At 32.0% G+C, this 18703-nt stretch carries 20 protein-coding genes; 13 read left to right on the top strand and 7 right to left on the bottom strand.

The features are described from left to right. The first annotated feature begins 19 nt into the window (after nt 1-19). Nucleotides 20-1027, top strand: coding sequence for a hypothetical protein (locus AC2H4K_RS14895; protein WP_281139740.1), 1008 nt, complete (start codon nt 20-22; stop codon nt 1025-1027). Here AC2H4K_RS14895 and AC2H4K_RS14890 read toward each other — a convergent pair. Next, entirely contained in the window at nt 1024-1581 is a 558-nt protein-coding gene (locus AC2H4K_RS14890; RefSeq protein ID WP_281139741.1) for a DUF8465 domain-containing protein, read from the bottom strand. The genes AC2H4K_RS14895 and AC2H4K_RS14890 overlap by 4 nt on opposite strands. Then, on the bottom strand, nt 1571-1783 hold the full coding sequence (locus tag AC2H4K_RS14885) for a hypothetical protein (protein WP_281139742.1): 213 nt from the start codon (nt 1781-1783) through the stop codon (nt 1571-1573). The genes AC2H4K_RS14890 and AC2H4K_RS14885 overlap by 11 nt, the downstream gene beginning before the upstream one ends. Nucleotides 1784-1871: 88 nt before the next feature. Here AC2H4K_RS14885 and AC2H4K_RS14880 point away from each other — a divergent pair, with 88 nt between their 5' ends. Beyond that, a complete protein-coding gene (locus AC2H4K_RS14880; protein ID WP_493742565.1) occupies nt 1872-2177 on the top strand; it encodes a DUF2752 domain-containing protein in 306 nt (101 codons plus the stop codon). A gap of 16 nt (nt 2178-2193) precedes the next feature. Next, a complete protein-coding gene (locus AC2H4K_RS14875; protein ID WP_281139743.1) occupies nt 2194-2526 on the top strand; it encodes a CCC motif membrane protein in 333 nt (110 codons plus the stop codon). A gap of 70 nt (nt 2527-2596) precedes the next feature. Here AC2H4K_RS14875 and rocD read toward each other — a convergent pair whose 3' ends face one another. Then, nucleotides 2597-3841 (bottom strand): ornithine--oxo-acid transaminase, encoded by a 1245-nt coding sequence (rocD, locus tag AC2H4K_RS14870; RefSeq protein ID WP_281139744.1) that lies wholly within the window; start codon nt 3839-3841, stop codon nt 2597-2599. 237 nt (nt 3842-4078) lie between these two features. On the opposite strand from rocD, the gene rlmD reads away from it, so the two are divergent. From rlmD to AC2H4K_RS14850, 4 genes are all read left to right on the top strand, one after another. Further along, nucleotides 4079-5530: a 23S rRNA (uracil(1939)-C(5))-methyltransferase RlmD gene (gene rlmD, locus AC2H4K_RS14865; RefSeq protein ID WP_281139745.1), complete on the top strand. Its 1452-nt coding sequence runs from the start codon at nt 4079-4081 to the stop codon at nt 5528-5530. 3 nt (nt 5531-5533) lie between these two features. Further along, nucleotides 5534-6079 (top strand): DUF6452 family protein, encoded by a 546-nt coding sequence (locus AC2H4K_RS14860; RefSeq protein WP_281139746.1) that lies wholly within the window; start codon nt 5534-5536, stop codon nt 6077-6079. Further along, nucleotides 6045-6806, top strand: coding sequence for a DUF6048 family protein (locus AC2H4K_RS14855; protein WP_281139747.1), 762 nt, complete (start codon nt 6045-6047; stop codon nt 6804-6806). Before AC2H4K_RS14860 ends, AC2H4K_RS14855 begins: the two co-directional genes overlap by 35 nt. A 120-nt stretch (nt 6807-6926) precedes the next feature. Next, on the top strand, nt 6927-7844 hold the full coding sequence (locus AC2H4K_RS14850) for an ExbD/TolR family protein (protein ID WP_493742564.1): 918 nt from the start codon (nt 6927-6929) through the stop codon (nt 7842-7844). On the opposite strand, the gene AC2H4K_RS14845 is transcribed toward AC2H4K_RS14850, so the two are convergent. Together AC2H4K_RS14845 and AC2H4K_RS14840 are read right to left on the bottom strand one after the other, a co-directional pair. Next, nucleotides 7845-8798 (bottom strand): phosphoribosylaminoimidazolesuccinocarboxamide synthase, encoded by a 954-nt coding sequence (locus AC2H4K_RS14845; protein WP_281139749.1) that lies wholly within the window; start codon nt 8796-8798, stop codon nt 7845-7847. Between the two features lie 93 nt (nt 8799-8891). Then, nucleotides 8892-9845, bottom strand: coding sequence for a PhoH family protein (locus AC2H4K_RS14840; protein WP_281139750.1), 954 nt, complete (start codon nt 9843-9845; stop codon nt 8892-8894). Nucleotides 9846-9955: 110 nt separating this feature from the next. Here AC2H4K_RS14840 and AC2H4K_RS14835 point away from each other — a divergent pair, with 110 nt between their 5' ends. The 6 genes from AC2H4K_RS14835 (at nt 9956) to dnaN (ending at nt 15348) form a co-directional block, all read left to right on the top strand. Then, nucleotides 9956-10822 (top strand): SAM hydrolase/SAM-dependent halogenase family protein, encoded by an 867-nt coding sequence (locus AC2H4K_RS14835; RefSeq protein WP_281139751.1) that lies wholly within the window; start codon nt 9956-9958, stop codon nt 10820-10822. A gap of 19 nt (nt 10823-10841) precedes the next feature. Beyond that, nucleotides 10842-11138, top strand: a complete 297-nt coding sequence (locus tag AC2H4K_RS14830; protein WP_281139752.1) for a putative quinol monooxygenase — start codon at nt 10842-10844, stop codon at nt 11136-11138. Nucleotides 11139-11260: 122 nt separating this feature from the next. Next, a complete protein-coding gene (gene gldF / locus AC2H4K_RS14825) occupies nt 11261-11983 on the top strand; it encodes a gliding motility-associated ABC transporter permease subunit GldF (protein WP_281139753.1) in 723 nt (240 codons plus the stop codon). Between the two features lie 2 nt (nt 11984-11985). After that, nucleotides 11986-12486 (top strand): hypothetical protein, encoded by a 501-nt coding sequence (locus AC2H4K_RS14820; protein WP_281139754.1) that lies wholly within the window; start codon nt 11986-11988, stop codon nt 12484-12486. Then, entirely contained in the window at nt 12473-14140 is a 1668-nt protein-coding gene (gene gldG, locus AC2H4K_RS14815) for a gliding motility-associated ABC transporter substrate-binding protein GldG (RefSeq protein WP_493742563.1), read from the top strand. Before AC2H4K_RS14820 ends, gldG begins: the two co-directional genes overlap by 14 nt. Before the next feature lie 89 nt (nt 14141-14229). Next, entirely contained in the window at nt 14230-15348 is a 1119-nt protein-coding gene (gene dnaN / locus AC2H4K_RS14810; RefSeq protein ID WP_281139756.1) for a DNA polymerase III subunit beta, read from the top strand. A 92-nt stretch (nt 15349-15440) separates the two neighbouring features. Here the strand turns inward: dnaN and AC2H4K_RS14805 are convergent, their stop codons facing one another. Both AC2H4K_RS14805 and AC2H4K_RS14800 read right to left on the bottom strand, forming a co-directional pair. Next, nucleotides 15441-15980, bottom strand: a complete 540-nt coding sequence (locus AC2H4K_RS14805; RefSeq protein WP_281139757.1) for a hypothetical protein — start codon at nt 15978-15980, stop codon at nt 15441-15443. A 56-nt stretch (nt 15981-16036) separates the two neighbouring features. Next, the gene (locus AC2H4K_RS14800) at nt 16037-18571 is read right to left on the bottom strand and encodes a T9SS type A sorting domain-containing protein (protein WP_281139758.1); all 2535 of its coding nucleotides are present in this window, start codon (nt 18569-18571) and stop codon (nt 16037-16039) included. Nucleotides 18572-18703: the final 132 nt, after the last annotated feature.

Here is an 18703-nt window from a genome sequence, read left to right as displayed (position 1 = left end):
AAATAAAATTATTTAGATAATGAAGCGTTATAATTTTACAAATCCATTATTTTTGTTGAAAATTGAAGCTATGATTCGTCGTTTTTATATCCTTTTCTGTTTAGTTTTTTTGGTTGCCTGTGATGATGGCGATATTTTAACAGTTCAATTAGACTTTGACCAAGAGCTTCAACGTTGTGATAATTTTGAAGATTCCTATATTATTTTTGATACCAAAGACGATCCTAGTGAAGCTCTGATTTTAATCATTCCTAAAAATGCTACTACTGAAGAATATTTTACAAACAGCACTTCTAGAAGTGAATTAGACAGCAATAGTGTAACTTACAACTTTACTATAAACCCAAGCTCAGATGTTCAGTTTATTTATAGAACTTATAATAGAAATATATCTTTAAATGATATATGTGCCATTTTACCACCTAATAATTTATCTGTTGTAAACGAATACATAGCTGATTCTGGCACAGTGGAAGTAACGTTTACTTTTATTGATGACGACAATGACGGCATACCAAGTGAGTTTGAATATGGACCTGGAGGTATAGAAAACCCTCAAGATTCGGATGGAGATGGCATACCAGATTATATTGATGAAGATGATGACAATGATAATGTACCTACAAGAAACGAACTCAATAGTGATGACGATGATGATAATCCGGAAACAAATCCTTTAGACACAGATGGTAATGGAACCCCAGATTATTTAGATGATGATGATGATGGTGATGGCATCTTAACAAGACTTGAAGATATGAGTGAGGACGGTCAGAATCCTAGAGACTCTGCAAACGAATATACAACTGTTATTGGCGGAAACACAACTTATCGCTATTTATCTAATGAAGAAGGTGCTTCTGAAGCTTTTGAAGATTCTGGTTTTATTTATAACGAATATACTAGAGCAGCAATAATACGTTTTGAAATCTTTGACGTAAACCTAGAAATTATTAATTCTACTTACATTGATTTAGGGACTTACGAAAATTCGTTCATAATAACAAATGAACCAGAAGAAGACTAAGGCTCAATATTCTGAAAAATTCTAACCTCTGTAGCTCCTAAACCATAGGTTTTGTAATCTGCATCATAAAACTGTACGTTATTATAGCGCCCAAGCATTGTTTCTAGTTCTTGACGTAAAACTCCTTCTCCCACTCCATGGATAAACACCATTTTTGGGATACGTTTTCGAATAGCAAACTCCAATTGACTTCTTGCTGTATCTAATTGTAGATTAAGCATATCAAAATTGGTCATGCCTTTGGTGGATTCGGTTAAATGATGAATATGTAAATCCACCTCAAATTTTGGAATGTGTCTTTCTTTAGGTTTCACTTTAGCTGCAGACCTCCGCTTTTTAGATTCTTTTTCTTGTTTTACAGCATCTAAATCTGAATTGTACACAGCGTTATCTAAAGTAGCTTCATTACTTTCTGCCATAAGTTCATGAGCTTCAAATTGAAATTCGAAACCATCATTGTCTTCAATAAAAATAGTATGTCCTGAAATTTTGGTTACAATTCCTGAAATAGCATCATCTATCGCTTCTACTCTATCTCCTATTTTAATCTTCATCTTCAGACTTTACAAAAGTTTCTTCTTCCTTTTTATCAAACTTGCTCGGAATATTTCTTGAAGTTCTATAAATACCAAACATCAATAAAACAATACCACCTAGTAACAAATATAGGTTTTGTTTTTCTTGAGCTTGTGCATATAAGGCTATAATTCCGCCAGCAACAACACAAATGAAATTTATTAATCTGGAAAAATTCATACAATTCAAATTTTGATACAAAAATACAGTTTACAATAATTATTAGTTCTTTTACTAAAAGTATTTATCTAATTATTAATTTAGCCTTATGTTTAATGCTATGTTTTTAATTTCCAAAGGACTTGAAGATTACATGCTGCCATGCATGTGGAAAAAAACATTCAATGTTGAGTGTATGGGCTGTGGTATACAACGATCAATAGCCTTAATTACGAAAGGTGAATTTGTTTCGGCTTTCTATATGTATCCTGCAATTTATACTCTAATAGGTATGTTTGCGTTTTTTTTACTTCACTTAAAATTTCAATTTAAAATTGGCCATAAAATTATTTTAGGCCTGTTTATATTAAATATTAGTATTATTGTAATTAGTTATTTAATCAAAACCTTTTAATCAAAATTTATTCGATATGGAAAAACAAATGTTACCAAATGCAACTTTGGCTCTAGTAATGGGAATTTTATCTATTGTTGGCTGTTGCTGTTATGGTGTGCCAGGAGTCATTTTTGGTATTGTCGCTATAATTATTTCTCTAAAAGCTGAAAAGCTCTATAAACAAGATCCTGAAAGCTATTCAGGCTACGGTAATGTAAAAGCAGGTAAAATAATGGGTATTATTGGATTAATACTAAGTGTATTATTTGCTGCTTACATGGCTTGGTTTATTGGTCAAGTTGGTTGGGAGGCTTTACAAGATCCTGAACAACTAATGAAAAGAATGGAGGAAATGCAAAATCAGTAAGGTGGTTTACTTACTCTTAAAATAAAAAAAGCGACCAAATGGTCGCTTTTTTATTTATTGACAAAAAACATTAAACTTCAAATTCTTTTAATGTATTAGTGATGATAGATACACAATCTAATAATTGCTCTTCATTCATCACCAGTGGTGGCGCAAACCTTATAATATTTCCATGAGTTGGTTTTGCTAATAATCCGTTATCTCTCAACTTCAAACAAATATTCCAAGCGGTATCACTATCTTCGTCATCATTGATAACAATAGCATTTAGCAATCCTTTACCTCTAACAAGATTAACGATAGAACTCTTCTCAATATATTTATTCAATTCAGATCTGAATAGTTGTCCAAGTTGTTCGGCATTTTCAGCCAAACTTTCATCATTTATAACTTCTAAAGCTGCAATTGCTACAGCAGCAGCCACTGGGTTACCTCCAAACGTACTACCATGGTTACCTGGCTTGATGACATTCATTATACTGTCGTTCGCTAAAACAGCAGAAACAGGATAAACACCACCAGACAACGCTTTCCCTAAAATTAAAACATCTGGTTTTACGTTTTCGTGTTGAACAGCTAATAATTTTCCTGTTCTAGCGATTCCCGTTTGTACTTCGTCTGCTATAAATAAAACTCCGTACTTTTCGCATAAGTCTTTTGCCTTTGTTAGGTAACCTTCGCTTGGCACATAAACACCAGCTTCACCTTGGATTGGTTCTACTAAAAACCCAGCAACATTTTTATTATTTTTTAGAGCATCCTCTAAAGCTTCTAAATTATCGTACTCAATTTTAATAAAACCTTTTGTATAAGGACCGAAGTTTTTACGTGCAATAGGATCATTACTAAATGAAATGATTGTTGTGGTACGTCCATGAAAATTGTTTTCACAAACTATAATCTCAGCTTCATTTTCATCGATACCTTTAACTTCATATGCCCATTTTCTACAAAGTTTTAAAGCAGTTTCCACAGCCTCAGCACCAGTATTCATTGGTAATAATTTATCGAAACCAAAATACTCAGTGGCAAACTTTTCGTACTTCCCTAGCATATCGTTATAAAAAGCACGAGAAGTCAAGGTTAAAGTTTGTGCCTGACTTGTCATTGCTCCTACAATTTTAGGATGACAATGTCCTTGGTTTACTGCAGAATATGCAGAAAGAAAATCATAATATTTCTTTCCTTCTACATCCCAAACATACACACCTTCACCTTTACTAAGTACAACTGGTAATGGATGGTAATTATGTGCACCATACTTGTTTTCTAAATCTATCGCTTGTTGCGATGTTAATTGGTCTAAAACAGCCATTTTAAATAATTTAATTGTGAATAAAACAACCATTCCTGCTCTACCTTTATTCCTTCAAAAGCTTAGCGCAACCATTTATGAAGTTATGGTGAAGCTTTGAAAAAGCAGCGTGGGAGAGAAATCATCCCTAGAGGTTGTAAATTTAATAATTTCTAGATAATTTTTAAATGATGCTTTATGTTTTTCAGTAGCATCATTTATAAAATGCAACTATCTTTGCAGCCAAATTAATAGTAAATGCCAAGACGAGAACGCAATAAATTTGTAAAACGAGGAGAAATCATTGAGATCTTAATTGAAGATTATGCTTTTGGTGGAAAGGGTATCGGCAGAATTAGAAATGAACATGGAGAGTTTGTTGTTTTTGTACCAAATACCTTACCTGGACAACTAGTAAAAGCTCAGGTTAAGAAATCGAGTAAAAAGTATGCTGAATGTAAATTACTTGATGTATTAAAACCTTCCGAAGATGAGATAGAAATGCCTTATCAAGACATTCCTGGTGCTCCGTATATTCAATTACCGATTGATAAGCAACATGATTATAAGAAACAGAGTACTTTAGAACTCTTTAAACGTATTGGTAAAGTAAAAGATATAGAATCCAAATTTGATGAATTTGTAAGTTCCCCAAACACATTTCATTATCGTAATAAAATGGAATATGGCTTTTCTGCTATTGGCTTTGATAGAAATACCAATACAGATGTTGATGAGTTTACCTTAGGTTTTAAACGTCGAGGCCTTTGGTGGTGTGGAGATAACCTGAATAGTGATTCTGGTTTGTTTGATGCCGAGTTAGAGAACTATCTTAAAGACATAAGAACCTATTGTGAAAATATTGGGTTAGCTCCTTGGCATGCTCCAAAGAAAGAAGGCTTCTTTCGTTATTTTGTAGTTAGAAAATCTTATAAAACCAATCAATTGCTTTTCAATTTAGTGACTACATCTCATGATTTGGATCAGTTTGATTTAGATGCATTTGCTAATTACTTAGTTGAATTATTTGGCAATAGAGTCGCTGGCTTACTACATACCATTAATGACGAAATTGGTGATAGAACCATCGCTACTACAGGAAGTATTAGTTTAGTTTATGGTGAAGATAAAATCGTTGAAGAACTATTAGGACTTAATTTTGAAATTAGCATGAAAAGCTTTTTTCAAACCAATCCTAAATGTGCCGAAAAACTATACTCTAAAGTAGTTGACTATGCTCTAGAAAATAAGGAAGCTATAGACAATACTGTTGTGCTCGATTTATTTTGCGGTACAGGAACCATAGGTCAAATTGTTGCTAGCAAATCTAACAATGCTAAAATTGTTGGAGTAGATATTGTAGCCTCAGCCATTGCTGATGCTAAAGAAAATGCAAAACGCAATCACATTGAAGGTTTAGAGTTTTACGCTGCTGATGTTGGAAAATTCTTAACCGAACACCCAGAATTCAAAAATAAAATTAGAACTATAATCTTAGATCCAGCAAGAGCAGGTATTGCTCCAAAAACATTAAATAAAATAATAAACCTCAGCGCAGAACGTTTGGTTTATGTATCTTGTAACCCAGCCACTCAAGCTAGAGATACGGAACAATTAATGCAGGCTGGCTATGAGATAAAAAAGCTAAGTCTTGTGGATCAATTTCCGCATACAGCACACATAGAAACTGTGGTTTTATTTGAAAAATAATTAATGAAAAAGTTAAAGTTTTTAGTTCTTACCATAACACTAATATTACTAAGTTGTGAGCGTGATGATATCTGTGCAGAAACTACATCGACAACGCCTAGATTAATTATAGAGTTTTATGACGTTGATAATAATGATGTTTTAAAAAACGTGCCAAGATTAACCGTCTATGGTGAAGGGTTACTAACAGAACCACCAACATCTAGTGTTGATGAAACTTTGGTTTATAATGATAATAATACAAACTCAATAGCTCTCCCTTTATTGATTGGTGAAGAAGAATCTGAAACGACTATAAGGTTTGTTTTAGAAAAAGACACTCATTTAAGGTTAGACGATGATGTTGACACAAATTCTAACGAAGACATCTTAGAAATAAGTTATACCTCAGAATATGTTTATGTATCTAGAGCTTGTGGGTATAAAAGTGTTTTCAACGACATAGATGTCAGTAGAAATGCTGATGGTGATACATGGATTAGCTCAATTGAAACCTTAGTTACAGAAATAGAAAATGAAAACAACGTACATGTCTACATCTATCACTAAAAGTTTTATTCTTTTACTATTACTATTATTTTCTACTGTAACCTTTGCGCAAAAAAAGGAAACTGTTAAGGATACTTTGGTCTATAAACAAAAATACGGACTGCGCTTAGGTGTTGATCTTAGTAAAATAGCGCGAACATTCTTCGAAGAGGATTACACGGGCTTTGAGGTAATGGGCGATTACCGTCTGACTAAAAATGTATATTTAGCTGGTGAAATCGGTAATGAAGAACGTACCATTATTAACGAAACTCTAGACAACACAACAAAAGGTAGTTATTTTAAAGCTGGTATAGATCTTAATATGTACAAAAACTGGCTAGATATGGAGAACATGATTTATGCTGGTTTTAGAGTTGGAGCAAGTACATTTAGCCAAACTCTGAATAATTACGGTATTTACAATGCTTATAATCAATATTGGGATGAACAAATCACTATTGGAGAAAATAGAGAATTCAGTGGTTTAACAGCGCTCTTCGGTGAAATTCAAATTGGGATTAAGGCCGAATTATTCAATAACTTTTTTGCTGGAATTAATGCTCAACTAAAAGTCTTGGTTTCTGAAAAAGCACCAGGCAACTTTGAAAATCTATACATACCAGGCTTTAATAGAACTTATGACAGTGGAAGATTTGGAACTGGTTATGGGTTTAACCTATCCTATTTAGTTCCTATTTTTAAAAAGGATAAAATTGTTCTTCAGGAAAAGGAAGCTGAAGAGTAATTAAAAGCTATAGAAATAACTAACAGTAGCTTTATCTTTTTCAACTTTTATTGATAAAAATGAAATTGAAATAATTCATCATCTTGAACATTTGATTTTAATTATAAAAGAAAATTATTAATGCCTAAATTAAATTTAATCACATTTATTATATGTTTTTTAATAGTTACTTCTTGTTCTTCCCAAAAAGAAAGAGCTGAAAATATTATAATGAAGTGCCTTTACGAATCATATGAAGATAAAGGTGTAGAATTCAAACAAGCAATATTAGATTACGAAAACTTACTGATTCAACAAGAATTTTTAAAAGGCAAATCTGGTAAAAATTATAAAGAAGCTATTGGTTTGTTAATCGAGAATAAAGATTTAGAATATTTACCATCGACTTCATTTAATACTTTTGTTAGTACCAAGGTACGACCTAATATTCTCAAACTAATTGAATGTCAAAAAGTTTTCATTGATTCTTCAGTATATGATTTAACTAAGTTAAATGCCTTTAAAAAAACAGTAGAAAATCAAATTTCTTATTCAGAAATAAATCCACACTCCATTTTACGAAGTATGGATTCTATATTAAGTGAGAATGACTATGAAAACCATTATTATAAACTTCAAACATTCAATATTTTATCCTTGTTTATAATAGATAGAGGACTTTTAAGAACTTTACCTAAGGCAAACTATGAATCTACAAAAGAGAAAGATTTATCTAATGCCTTATCTATTTATATTGATGAAAAGAATACAATTTCTATCAATGATGAAAAATCTAGCCTAAAAGAAATTAGAGAAACGGTAAGAAATTATTACTTAAAAAACACCTCAGAATCCATAGTAACTCTTAATTACAATAGTGGAACCAGCTTTTCGAAATATATAGCTTTACAAAATGAAATCACAAATGCAATTAATAGCTTACGAGAAAAGCTTGCCTTAAAACTTTATAAGAAAGATTTAGATAGCTTAACTAGAGAAGAGCTTACAACAATCAAAGAAAAATACCCTCTAAACCTTATAGAAAAAAGCCTTGATTAGTTAAGAGCTTTTCAAATACCCTAGAACATTTGACTCTATCCTACTCTGAATATTAGAAACATCAGCTTTTACAAAAGTTTCTCCTGTAATGTTTTCGTATAATTCAATATAGCGTTCGCTTACAGTTTCTATGTACTCATCACTCATAAATGGGATTTCTTGACCTTCTTTACCTTGAAAACCATTAGAAATTAACCATTGACGTACAAACTCCTTAGATAATTGTTTTTGTGCTTCTCCTTTATCTTGACGCTCTTGGTAACCATCTGCATAGAAATAACGTGAAGAATCTGGTGTATGGATTTCATCAATCAATACAATTTTTCCTTCTTTAGTTTTCCCAAATTCGTATTTGGTATCTACTAAAATCAGTCCTCGTTCTGCGGCAATTTCAGTGCCTCGTTGAAACAACTTTCTGGTATAATCTTCAAGAACTTCGTAGTCTTCTTTTGAGACAATATCACGCTTAAGAATATCTTCTTTTGAAATATCCTCATCATGGTCTCCCATTTCTGCTTTTGTAGCTGGAGTTATAATCGGTTCTGAAAATTTATCATTTTCCTTCATGCCTTCTGGCATAGAGACACCACAAAGTAATCGTTTACCTGATTTATATTCGCGTGCCGCATGACCAGACATATATCCACGAATTACCATTTCAACCTTAAAAGGCTCACATAAATGTCCAACAGCAACATTAGGATCTGGAGTTGCTACCAACCAGTTTGGTACCAAATCTTCAGTGTCTTTCATCATTTTAGTTGCAATCTGATTAAGGATTTGCCCTTTGTAGGGAATTCCTTTTGGCATAACAACATCAAAAGCACTTAGTCTATCAGTAGCAATCATTACCAATTGCTCATCATTTATATTATAAACCTCTCTTACTTTTCCTTTATAAACACTTTTTTGATTTGGAAAGTTGAAATTGGTATCTGTAATTGTATTATTCATTTTTTAAACGTTTATGCGTTTAATTATTTATTTGTTAGTTAATTAAAATGTATTGTGAACTTTCACTGAATACTGCACAGTAAAGACTGATAACTAGTCGCGATTCTCTATACTTTTATAAGCGTCAATAACCTTCTTAACGAGTTTATGACGGATAACATCCTTATCATCTAAATAAATCATACCGATGCCTTCGATATTTTTAAGTACTAATAAAGCTTCCTTTAGTCCAGAAATTGTACGACGTGGCAAATCTACCTGACCAGGATCTCCAGTCAACAAAAACTTGGCATTTTTACCCATACGTGTTAGAAACATCTTCATCTGTGCATGCGTTGTATTCTGACCTTCATCCAAAATCACAAAAGCATTATCTAAGGTTCTACCACGCATAAACGCCAAAGGTGCTATTTGAATAATACCTTTTTCAATATGACTTTCTAACTTTTCTGCAGGAATCATATCTCTTAACGCATCGTAAAGTGGTTGCATATAAGGATCTAGCTTTTCCTTTAAATCGCCAGGAAGAAAACCTAAATTTTCACCAGCTTCTACCGCAGGACGTGTTAGAATAATTCGCTTAACCTCTTTATTCTTTAAAGCTTGTACAGCCAATGCCACACCTGTATATGTTTTACCTGTACCAGCCGGACCAATAGCAAAAACCATATCGTTTTTACGAATACTTTCTACAAGCTTACGTTGGTTAACAGTTTGTGCCTTTATCAACTTACCACCAACACCATGCACTATAACCTCGCCACTTGTAGCTGATGTATTGTAATCTTCACTACTATTGCTTGTTAAAACACGTTCTATAGCATTTTCATCAAGTTTGTTGTACTTACCAAAATGCTTCATCAACATCATCATTCGGGTATCAAACTCTTCTAAAAGCTCTTCATCACCATAGGCTTTTATTTTATTACCTCTAGCTACAATTTTTAATTTAGGAAAGTACTTTTTTAAAAGTTCAATATTAGCATTGTGCGCACCGAAGAATTCCTTTGGTGTTATCTCTTCAAGTTCTAGGATAAGTTCGTTCAAAAGCGTGCTCTATTTAGTGTGTTAATCTGTTTTCTTTTATTAGTTTTGTGTACACACAAATCTAACAATTTTACAACCACGATTATTAAAAAAATATCAACAATCAATCTATGGCTATAATCACTTTAACGACTGATTTTGGAGAAAAAGATCACTTCGCCGGAGCCATAAAAGGTGCTATTCATAGTGAACTTTCTGATATAAATATTGTTGATATTTCACATTCTATATCTCCTTTTGATACTTCGGAAGCTGCTTATATAATTTTAAATGCCTACAATAGTTTCCCGAAAGGAACGATTCATATTATAGGAATAGATTCCGAGTTAAGCCCTGAAAACAAACATATTGCAGTTAGTTTAGACGACCATTACTTTATATGTGCTAACAATGGTATTATGAGTATGATTTGTACTGAGATAGCACCAGAGAAGATTGTTGAGATTAACATACACGATAAGATTGAAACGAGCTTCCCTGTACTTGATGTATTTGTTAAAGTGGCTTGCCATATTGCTAGAGGAGGTACACTTGAGGTTATCGGAAAAGTTATTAACACTATTAAGCCTATTAAAAATTTAAACCCTTTTGTTAATGACGATAATAATCAGATTATAGGTAGTGTAATCTACATAGATAATTACGGTAATGTAGTTACCAATATTAAACGAAAATTCTTTGAGTCGGTACAAAAAACTAGAGCCTTTGAAATTTCGGCAAGAAACCATAAGTTCAAAACCATATATCAAAAATATAGTGATATTGTAAATTTTGACATTGAGGAATCTAAACGTAATGATGAAGGTAAAGGAATGGTTGTTTTTAACTCTTCTGGGCACTTAGAAATTGCTGTTTATAAAAGTAATTGTAAAACTGTTGGTAGTGCTTCTACATTGATGGGGTTAAAAACTATGGACACTGTAACTGTTAACTTTTTGCCTGTACCAAGCACTTTACAAAGAGAAAACAGTTTATAAATAAAATTAAGATAAAAAGATGTTAGTAAGAATTGTAAAAATGAGTTTTGATCCTTCTAAAATTGAAGAATTCTTAGCTAATTTTGAAGCTAACAAAGAAAAGATACGCCATTTTGAAGGTTGTAATTTTTTAGAACTATATAGAGACCAAAACAATACCAATATCTTTTTTACGTATAGCTATTGGGATTCTGAAGCGGATTTAAACAATTACAGACATTCTGAATTATTTAAAAATGTATGGTCTAAAACCAAACCATTGTTTAATGCTAAACCTGAAGCTTGGAGTGTAGATAAATTGACGACTTTAGATTGATTAATTACGAATTAAAAATGCTCGCAAAGTCGCAGAGTCGCAGAGTCGCAAAGAAAAAAAATTATGATTAAACACATAACCACTGTACTTAATACTTTGTACTAATTACTTGATACTAATTTATGCTAGCAATCTTAAAAAAAGAAATAAATACATTTTTTGCCTCGCCTATCGGCTATTTGGTAATTGGTGTGTTTTTATTATTAAATGGACTCTTTCTTTGGGTTTTTAAAGGAGATTTCAATATTTTAGATACTGGTGTAGCCAGTTTATCTACTTTTTTCCTTTTAGCACCTTGGATTCTTATTTTCTTAGTTCCTGCTGTAACGATGCGAAGTTTTAGTGATGAAAAAAAGCAAGGGACTTTAGAGCTTTTGGTTACCAAACCTATTTCTCACTTTCAGATTGTATTAGGTAAGTATTTTGGTGCTTTAGTATTGATTGTTTTGGCATTGATTCCCACTTTTCTTTACGTCTACACGGTTTCTAAACTTGGTAGCCCTGAAGGCAATTTAGATATGGGAAGCACACTTGGTTCTTATTTTGGATTGTTATTTTTAATTGCTTCTTACTCAGCCATCGGCGTGTTTGCTTCTACACTTTCAGATAATCAAATTGTGGCATTTATAATTGCTGTATTTATTTGCTTCTTCTTTTATTTCGGGTTCGAAGGTTTATCCAATTACAATATTTTAGGAGATTTAGTTTACATTGAAAATCTTGGTATGGCAGCACATTACAATAGTATGAGCCGTGGTGTGATTGACTCTAGAGACTTAGTATATTTTATAAGTATTGCTTTAGCGTTTTTATTTTTCACAACTTTTAGAATTCAAAAACAATAACAATGATTATCACGCCTTTTTTAGTCATTTTCATGATTATAGTATTCGTACTATTGTTTTTGTTTTTTAATACAGTAGATAAACGTAAATGGCTAACCGCAATTATAAGTTTGGTGCTTACGCCATTCGCTTACTTTTATGTTTTTTATCCTTTTATAAATATTATCAGCAACCACCATCATCAAAAATATTTCGATAGTGAAGCTTGGATAGAAAAGCCAGCACTACGTTACGAAATGATTGATAATACCATAGAATCAGACACACTAATTGGAGCTTCAAAAGAAACTGTTAGAAATTTACTTGGTAAAGAAGAATGGTTATCATGGAACGATGCTATTAAAAATCATGATATCAATAAATGGAACTACGGACTTGGCATAGAGCCTGGCGCATTTAACGACAAAAGAGATTGTGTAGAAATAATCTTTAAGGATAATAAGGTTGCGGAATTGAGACCTTATGAGGAAATCATAACTTTTGAGAAAAATGAAGAAGAATAAAACCTTAATATACATACTTGCTGTCATTATTGGTTTAATAATCGTTAATGTCATTTCTAGCAACATATATAAGCGTTTCGATTTAACTAAAGACAAACGCTACACACTTTCTAAAGTATCAAAATCATTGGTAGAAAATTTAGATGCACCTCTGGTTATTGATGTGTTTTTAGAAGGTGATTTTCCTTCGGAATTTAGATTACTTAGAACTGAAGTGAGACAACTTATTGAAGAATTTCAGTTGCAATCCGATCAAATTTTCATCAATTATATTAACCCTATCGAAGATGAAACCACCAGAGAACGTAACATTCAAGAGTTAACAAAATCTGGGTTAGAGCCTTATATAAATACAGATAATAGTACAGGAAAAGTAACGCAAGAAATCATCTTTCCTTGGGCATTTGCCAGTTATAAAGACCAAACGGTAAAAATTCCATTATTAAAGCGCAGCATTACGGAAGATTTACCAACTCAAATCAATAATTCTGTACAGTCTTTAGAATATGCTTTTGCCGATGCTTTTAACAAACTAGTAAAAGAAAAGTCTAAAAAAATTGCCATTTTAAAAGGTAACGGTGAACTAGGTGATATTTATATTCAAGATTTCTTAAAAACAGTTCAACCTTATTATAACCTTGCTCCTTTTACGTTAGATAGTGTGGCAACAAACCTTGAAGGCACCTTAAAAAATCTAGAAAGCTACGACCTTATTGTTGCTGCAAAACCGAGTGAAGCATTTACCGAAAATGAAAAACTGGTTCTGGATCAATACACTATGAATGGAGGAAAAAGTCTTTGGCTAACAGAAGCCGTAATTATGGATAAAGACAGTCTTTATAATGATTCTGGTTCTTCTGTATCCATTATGAGAGATCTAAACCTTAAAGATTTCTTTTTTAAATATGGATTTAGAATCAATCCTAGTTTAGTTAAGGATTTATATTCTGCACCAATTATGCTGGCTATTGGTGAAGGAAGTCAAACCCAAATGCAACCTATACAATGGCAATATTCTCCATTAGCAAAGTCTAATTCTGAAAACGCTATTACAAAAAACATCAACTTAGTAAAGTATGATTTTGCAAGTCCGATAGACACACTGAAAAACGGAGTTAAGAAGACTATTTTATTACAAAGTTCGCCACAATCAAAGCTTGAAGGTGCTTTAAAAACCATTTCACTTGCTGATGTTACAAAATCACCAGATGAAGCAAGCTACAATAAAGGACCACAAAACTTAGCGGTTTTATTAGAAGGTGAGTTTACATCTGTTTATGACAAGCGTATCTTACCAACCAAAATAAAAGATTTTAAATCTAAAAGCTCACCTACTAAAATGGTCATTATTTCGGATGGAGACGTTATTAAAAACGAAGTCATTAGAAATAGACCACAAGAACTAGGCTTTGATCAGCTCACAGGAAAAGCATTTGGAAACAAAGAATTTTTGCTAAATACGGTCAATTATTTATTAGACGATACCGGACTTATAAACATTAGAGCCAAGGAAATCAATATCGCTTTCCTAGATTCGGAGAAAATTAAGGAATCAAAAGGTACTTGGCAGCTCGTTAATATAGCGTTACCATTGGCTTTGCTAGCTGTTTTTGGTTTTGCTTTTAATTACTTCAGAAAACGAAAATACACCTAACTATTGTTAATAAGTTTGTTTTATAAAACCCATCTATTGAAATATATTTGTAAGACACTATTTAAAAGTTAAAAACTTATATATTCAATATGAAATTTATTGTTTCTAGTACTTATTTATTAAAACAACTTCAAGTTTTAGGAGGTGTTATTAATAATAGTAATACACTCCCAATTTTAGATAATTTCTTATTTGAACTTAGCCAATCAAAACTAACAATTTCTGCTAGCGATTTAGAAACTACAATGTCTTCTACAATTGATGTAGAAAGTGATTCTGAAGGTAGTATTGCATTACCAGCTAGGTTATTATTAGATACTTTAAAAACATTTCCTGAGCAACCATTAACGTTTGTGGTTGAAGAAAACAATACTGTAGAAATCAGTTCTAATCATGGTAAATATGCTTTAGCTTATGCTGATGGTGCTGAATTCCCAAATGCTGTTTCTGTAGAAGATGCTAGCAAAACAACCATAATGGGAGACATTTTAGCTACAGCAATTAGCAAAACTATTTTTGCTGCAGGTAATGATGATTTAAGACCTGTAATGAGTGGTGTTTTCTTTCAGTTTTCTCAAGAGAATTTAACTTTTGTTGCTACTGACGCACACAAATTGGTAAAATATACTAGAGATGACGTAAGTGCATCTGAAACAGCTGAATTTATAATGCCTAAAAAGCCCTTAAATTTATTAAAAGGGATTTTAGCAGGAAGTGATGATGATGTTTTAGTTGAATACAACGACTCTAACGCTAAGTTTACTTTTGAAAATTCAGTATTAATCTGTCGATTGATTGATGGAAAATATCCTAACTACGAAGCTGTAATACCTAAGGAAAATCCTAACAAATTAGTTATAGACAGAACCCAATTTTTAAACTCTGTACGCCGTGTTAGTATTTTCTCTAACAAGACTACACATCAAATCCGTTTAAAGATTGCTGGTGCAGAACTTAATATTTCAGCAGAAGATATAGACTACAGTAATAAAGCTGAAGAGCGTTTATCTTGTGATTACCAAGGTGACGATATGCAAATAGGCTTTAACTCACGTTTCTTAACAGAAATGATAAACAATTTAAACTCTGATAACGTACAGTTAGAAATGAGTTTACCAAACAGAGCAGGTATCCTTACTCCTATCGATGGATTGGATGAAGGCGAGCACGTGACTATGCTTGTAATGCCTGTGATGCTCAACAATTAAAAGGATTTCTTGCAAAATTATCTCAACGATAAAGAAAAAGCTCACCGTTTTGGTGAGCTTTTTTGATTACTACTACTTCTCTTTTTTGAAACTTAATCTAAACTATCCTCAAGAAAAATATAACCACCATCAAAAGAACCAGTAATTATTGTACCATCTTCTCTTTCAAAATTAAAAGTGAAAGCAATTCTATCTACAGAGTAATACGTAATAGTTACACTACCAGATACTGCATATAAATTATTTGATTCACCTTCTTGTAATTGTATTACACCAACTTCTAGCTCACCATTGACCACACTACCATTAACAAAAAACTCATAATCTAATATATCATTAAAGTCATAAGTTAATTCGCCAATAGAGTTTTCATTAATAGTAATACTCATATAGTCTAAACTATTCAGATTAAAACCATTATTAATAGATGCTAAAACTTCTGCTTCTGTTTTGTTGATTAGTTCAATATATGTTCTATTGAACGAGCTTTCAACAGTGGCAGAGGTCATACCAAAAGTTGTGTTACCTACTTTTACATAATTATTTTCATTAGTGTTAGTATCATCGTCTGATGAGCATGATACGGTTGACAAAACCAATAATATAATTGCTAAGAACTTTATAGTTTTCATATAAAAAAATTTAATAAAGCACCCAAAAAAAGGGTGCTTTTAAGGAGTTTATTTAATTAATTTTTAAGGAATTTCTTTGTTAGTGTTTTTCCTTCCGTACTCATACGAAGAAAATATAAGCCAACAGGGAATTCAGAAACATCTATACTGTTATTTACAGAATTGAGCTCTTTTATTACTTGACCATTTACGTTATAAATGCTTATTTTCTCTATAGCTTGAGAAGACTCTATAAATAAACTATGAGTAGCTGGATTAGGATATAACCTTACTTCTGAGATATTAATATCATCATCTAATCCTAATGTAGAATTGTATTCATAAGCTCCTAAATCTATTGTAGTGTTAAAGAATCTTGTATTACCTGCTAAATCTAAAGCACCGTATAAAGCATTATCATAATATGCATTATCACCTGAATCGATAACATAATTTGAAGCTGATGTAGGTTTGTAATCGCTATCTAAATTTAAATTATCTGTTGCAGGATCTAAGGTTGTTACGTTTGTTGCAGAGAATGAGCCGTAAGTTCCAGCGTTTGATGATACATTAGCAACAGTATTTGCTATAACAACATCATAATTAGTTTCAGCTCCGTTAGAAATATCTCTGGTTGCTGCTACACCACTAGTGGTATTCTGCCAAAAAATAGAATTATAAACATTTAAATTAACACTTCCATTTCCTGATGCTATAATCGAATTACCATGAGTACTATTATAGTCGTTATTAACAAACGTGCTATTAGTAACTACAACATCTAAAGTGTTTCCGTTATTCCAATCTGATCTGTAAATATCTAAGGCCGCAACATTAATATCGTTATCAGCTACCAATACATTAGCCCAACGTGTAAAAATATAACCGTTTGTATTATCAGATTGTACGTAAACTAACCCTAAATTAACCGATGTGTTATTTATAAATTTTGTATTCTCTAAATATAAACCACCGCTTAACTTTCGCATTTTAAGCAAATAACCGTTTGAATAATTATTTTGAATTAGCGAATTTTTAATTTTTAAGTTTGTAATACCTAAACTATTCGGAATGAATATGATACCATTTTCCTCTACACCACCAGATTGCGATGTGTCGTAAATATTTTCAAACACAATACCATCAAAAGTAACATTGTGAGCTCTAATTTCAAATAAACGCTCTGCATTATCAGTTTTATTAGTAGTGAAATCACCAGCAATATCATCTCCATTAATATCTCCAGTAAAAATGGTTGCATTAGTTGTATGTATTAAAGCTAAATCTCTATCTGCTAAAGTTGTCTCTGTTCCAGAGAAACCTCCAATAATATCAACTTCATTTGTACTAACAGTTAATGGAGTGTTTTTATCAACCAAAGTATAGGTTCCTTTTGCTACCCAAATAATATCATTTAAACTAGTATTTGGTAAAGCATCTCCTAAATTTGTGTAAGCATCTGCCCATGAGCTACCATCATTTGCTCCTGTTGCAGTAGCATCTACATAGAATACCGAAGGAATACAATTAATACTATAGCTTGCTTGACCATCTTTAGTCCAACCTGCTACATACTGACCACTGTTTGCTGGTGGCGAGAATCCGTTATCAACCTCAATACAGTATAAGCTTGGGTTACTGTAAGCTTTCATATAGTTGAAATTGCTATTATTTCCGTTTGAAATCAGCAAAGTCTCTAACTGACTATTATTATAACAGAAAATTTCGTTAATACTTGTATTTAAACGAATATCAAGACTTGTTAGATTATTTTCAGCAACATGTAAACGTGTTAGAGATAAGTTGTTGCTTACATCAATTGTGGCTATACTGTTATTTGGAACATCTAAACGTGTTAAATTGGTAAAAGCTTCTATACCTGTTAAGTCTGCAATACCAATACCATTCATAATTAACTCGGTAGTAGCTTGTGCTTCTGCCATTGTAATTTCAGAATCGTTATTTAAATTGATACTGCTATCGTTTACTAAAAAACTTTTAAAATTAGTATCTGGAATACTTACAATTTGATTTAACGCAGCACAATCGTCGCTATAAAATGCAGAACTTCCTTTTGTCCATCCTTGACTATAAAGACCAGCTTCTGCAGGTGGTATAATACCGGCATCAATTTGAATGCATGATAAGCTATTACCATAGGCTTTCATCCAATTGATGTTAACGTTATTACCATTTGCAATATTTAATTGATATAACACACCATTGTTATGGCATTGAATATCTGTAATTAATGTGTTTGCACTAATATCTAATGTTTCGATTTGATTAGCAGCACAATGTAAACGTGTTAATGCAAGGTTATTACTTACATCTAAAGACGTTAAATTATTGCTATAACAATCTAATCGTGTAATATTTACAAAAGCTTCAATACCTGTTAAATCTGAAATTGATAACCCATTTATCAATAATTGACCTGAAAATGCTTGTGCTTCAGCAACAGAAATTTCACCATCGTTATTTGTATTAATTGATGCATTTCCTACGAGATATGCTTTAAAATTAGCGTCTGGAATATTTACATTTTGAGCAAAAAATGCAGATACTCCCAAACATAGGTAGGTTGTTAATAATAGTAATGTTCTTTTCATTGTAGTTGAGAATTTTTATGATTAATCGAGTACAAAGCAACTGGTATTACCTAGTTTTTCAATTTGGGTTTTTCTGAAACTCCTCTATTTTTTTCTAAACAAAAAAAGAGCCTACACCTTGTAAACTCTTTT

Source organism: Winogradskyella sp. 266wxhm, from assembly GCF_058964685.1.
The sequence above is the reverse complement of the archived record's forward strand: the minus strand, read 5'-3'. Positions and strand labels throughout refer to the sequence as shown.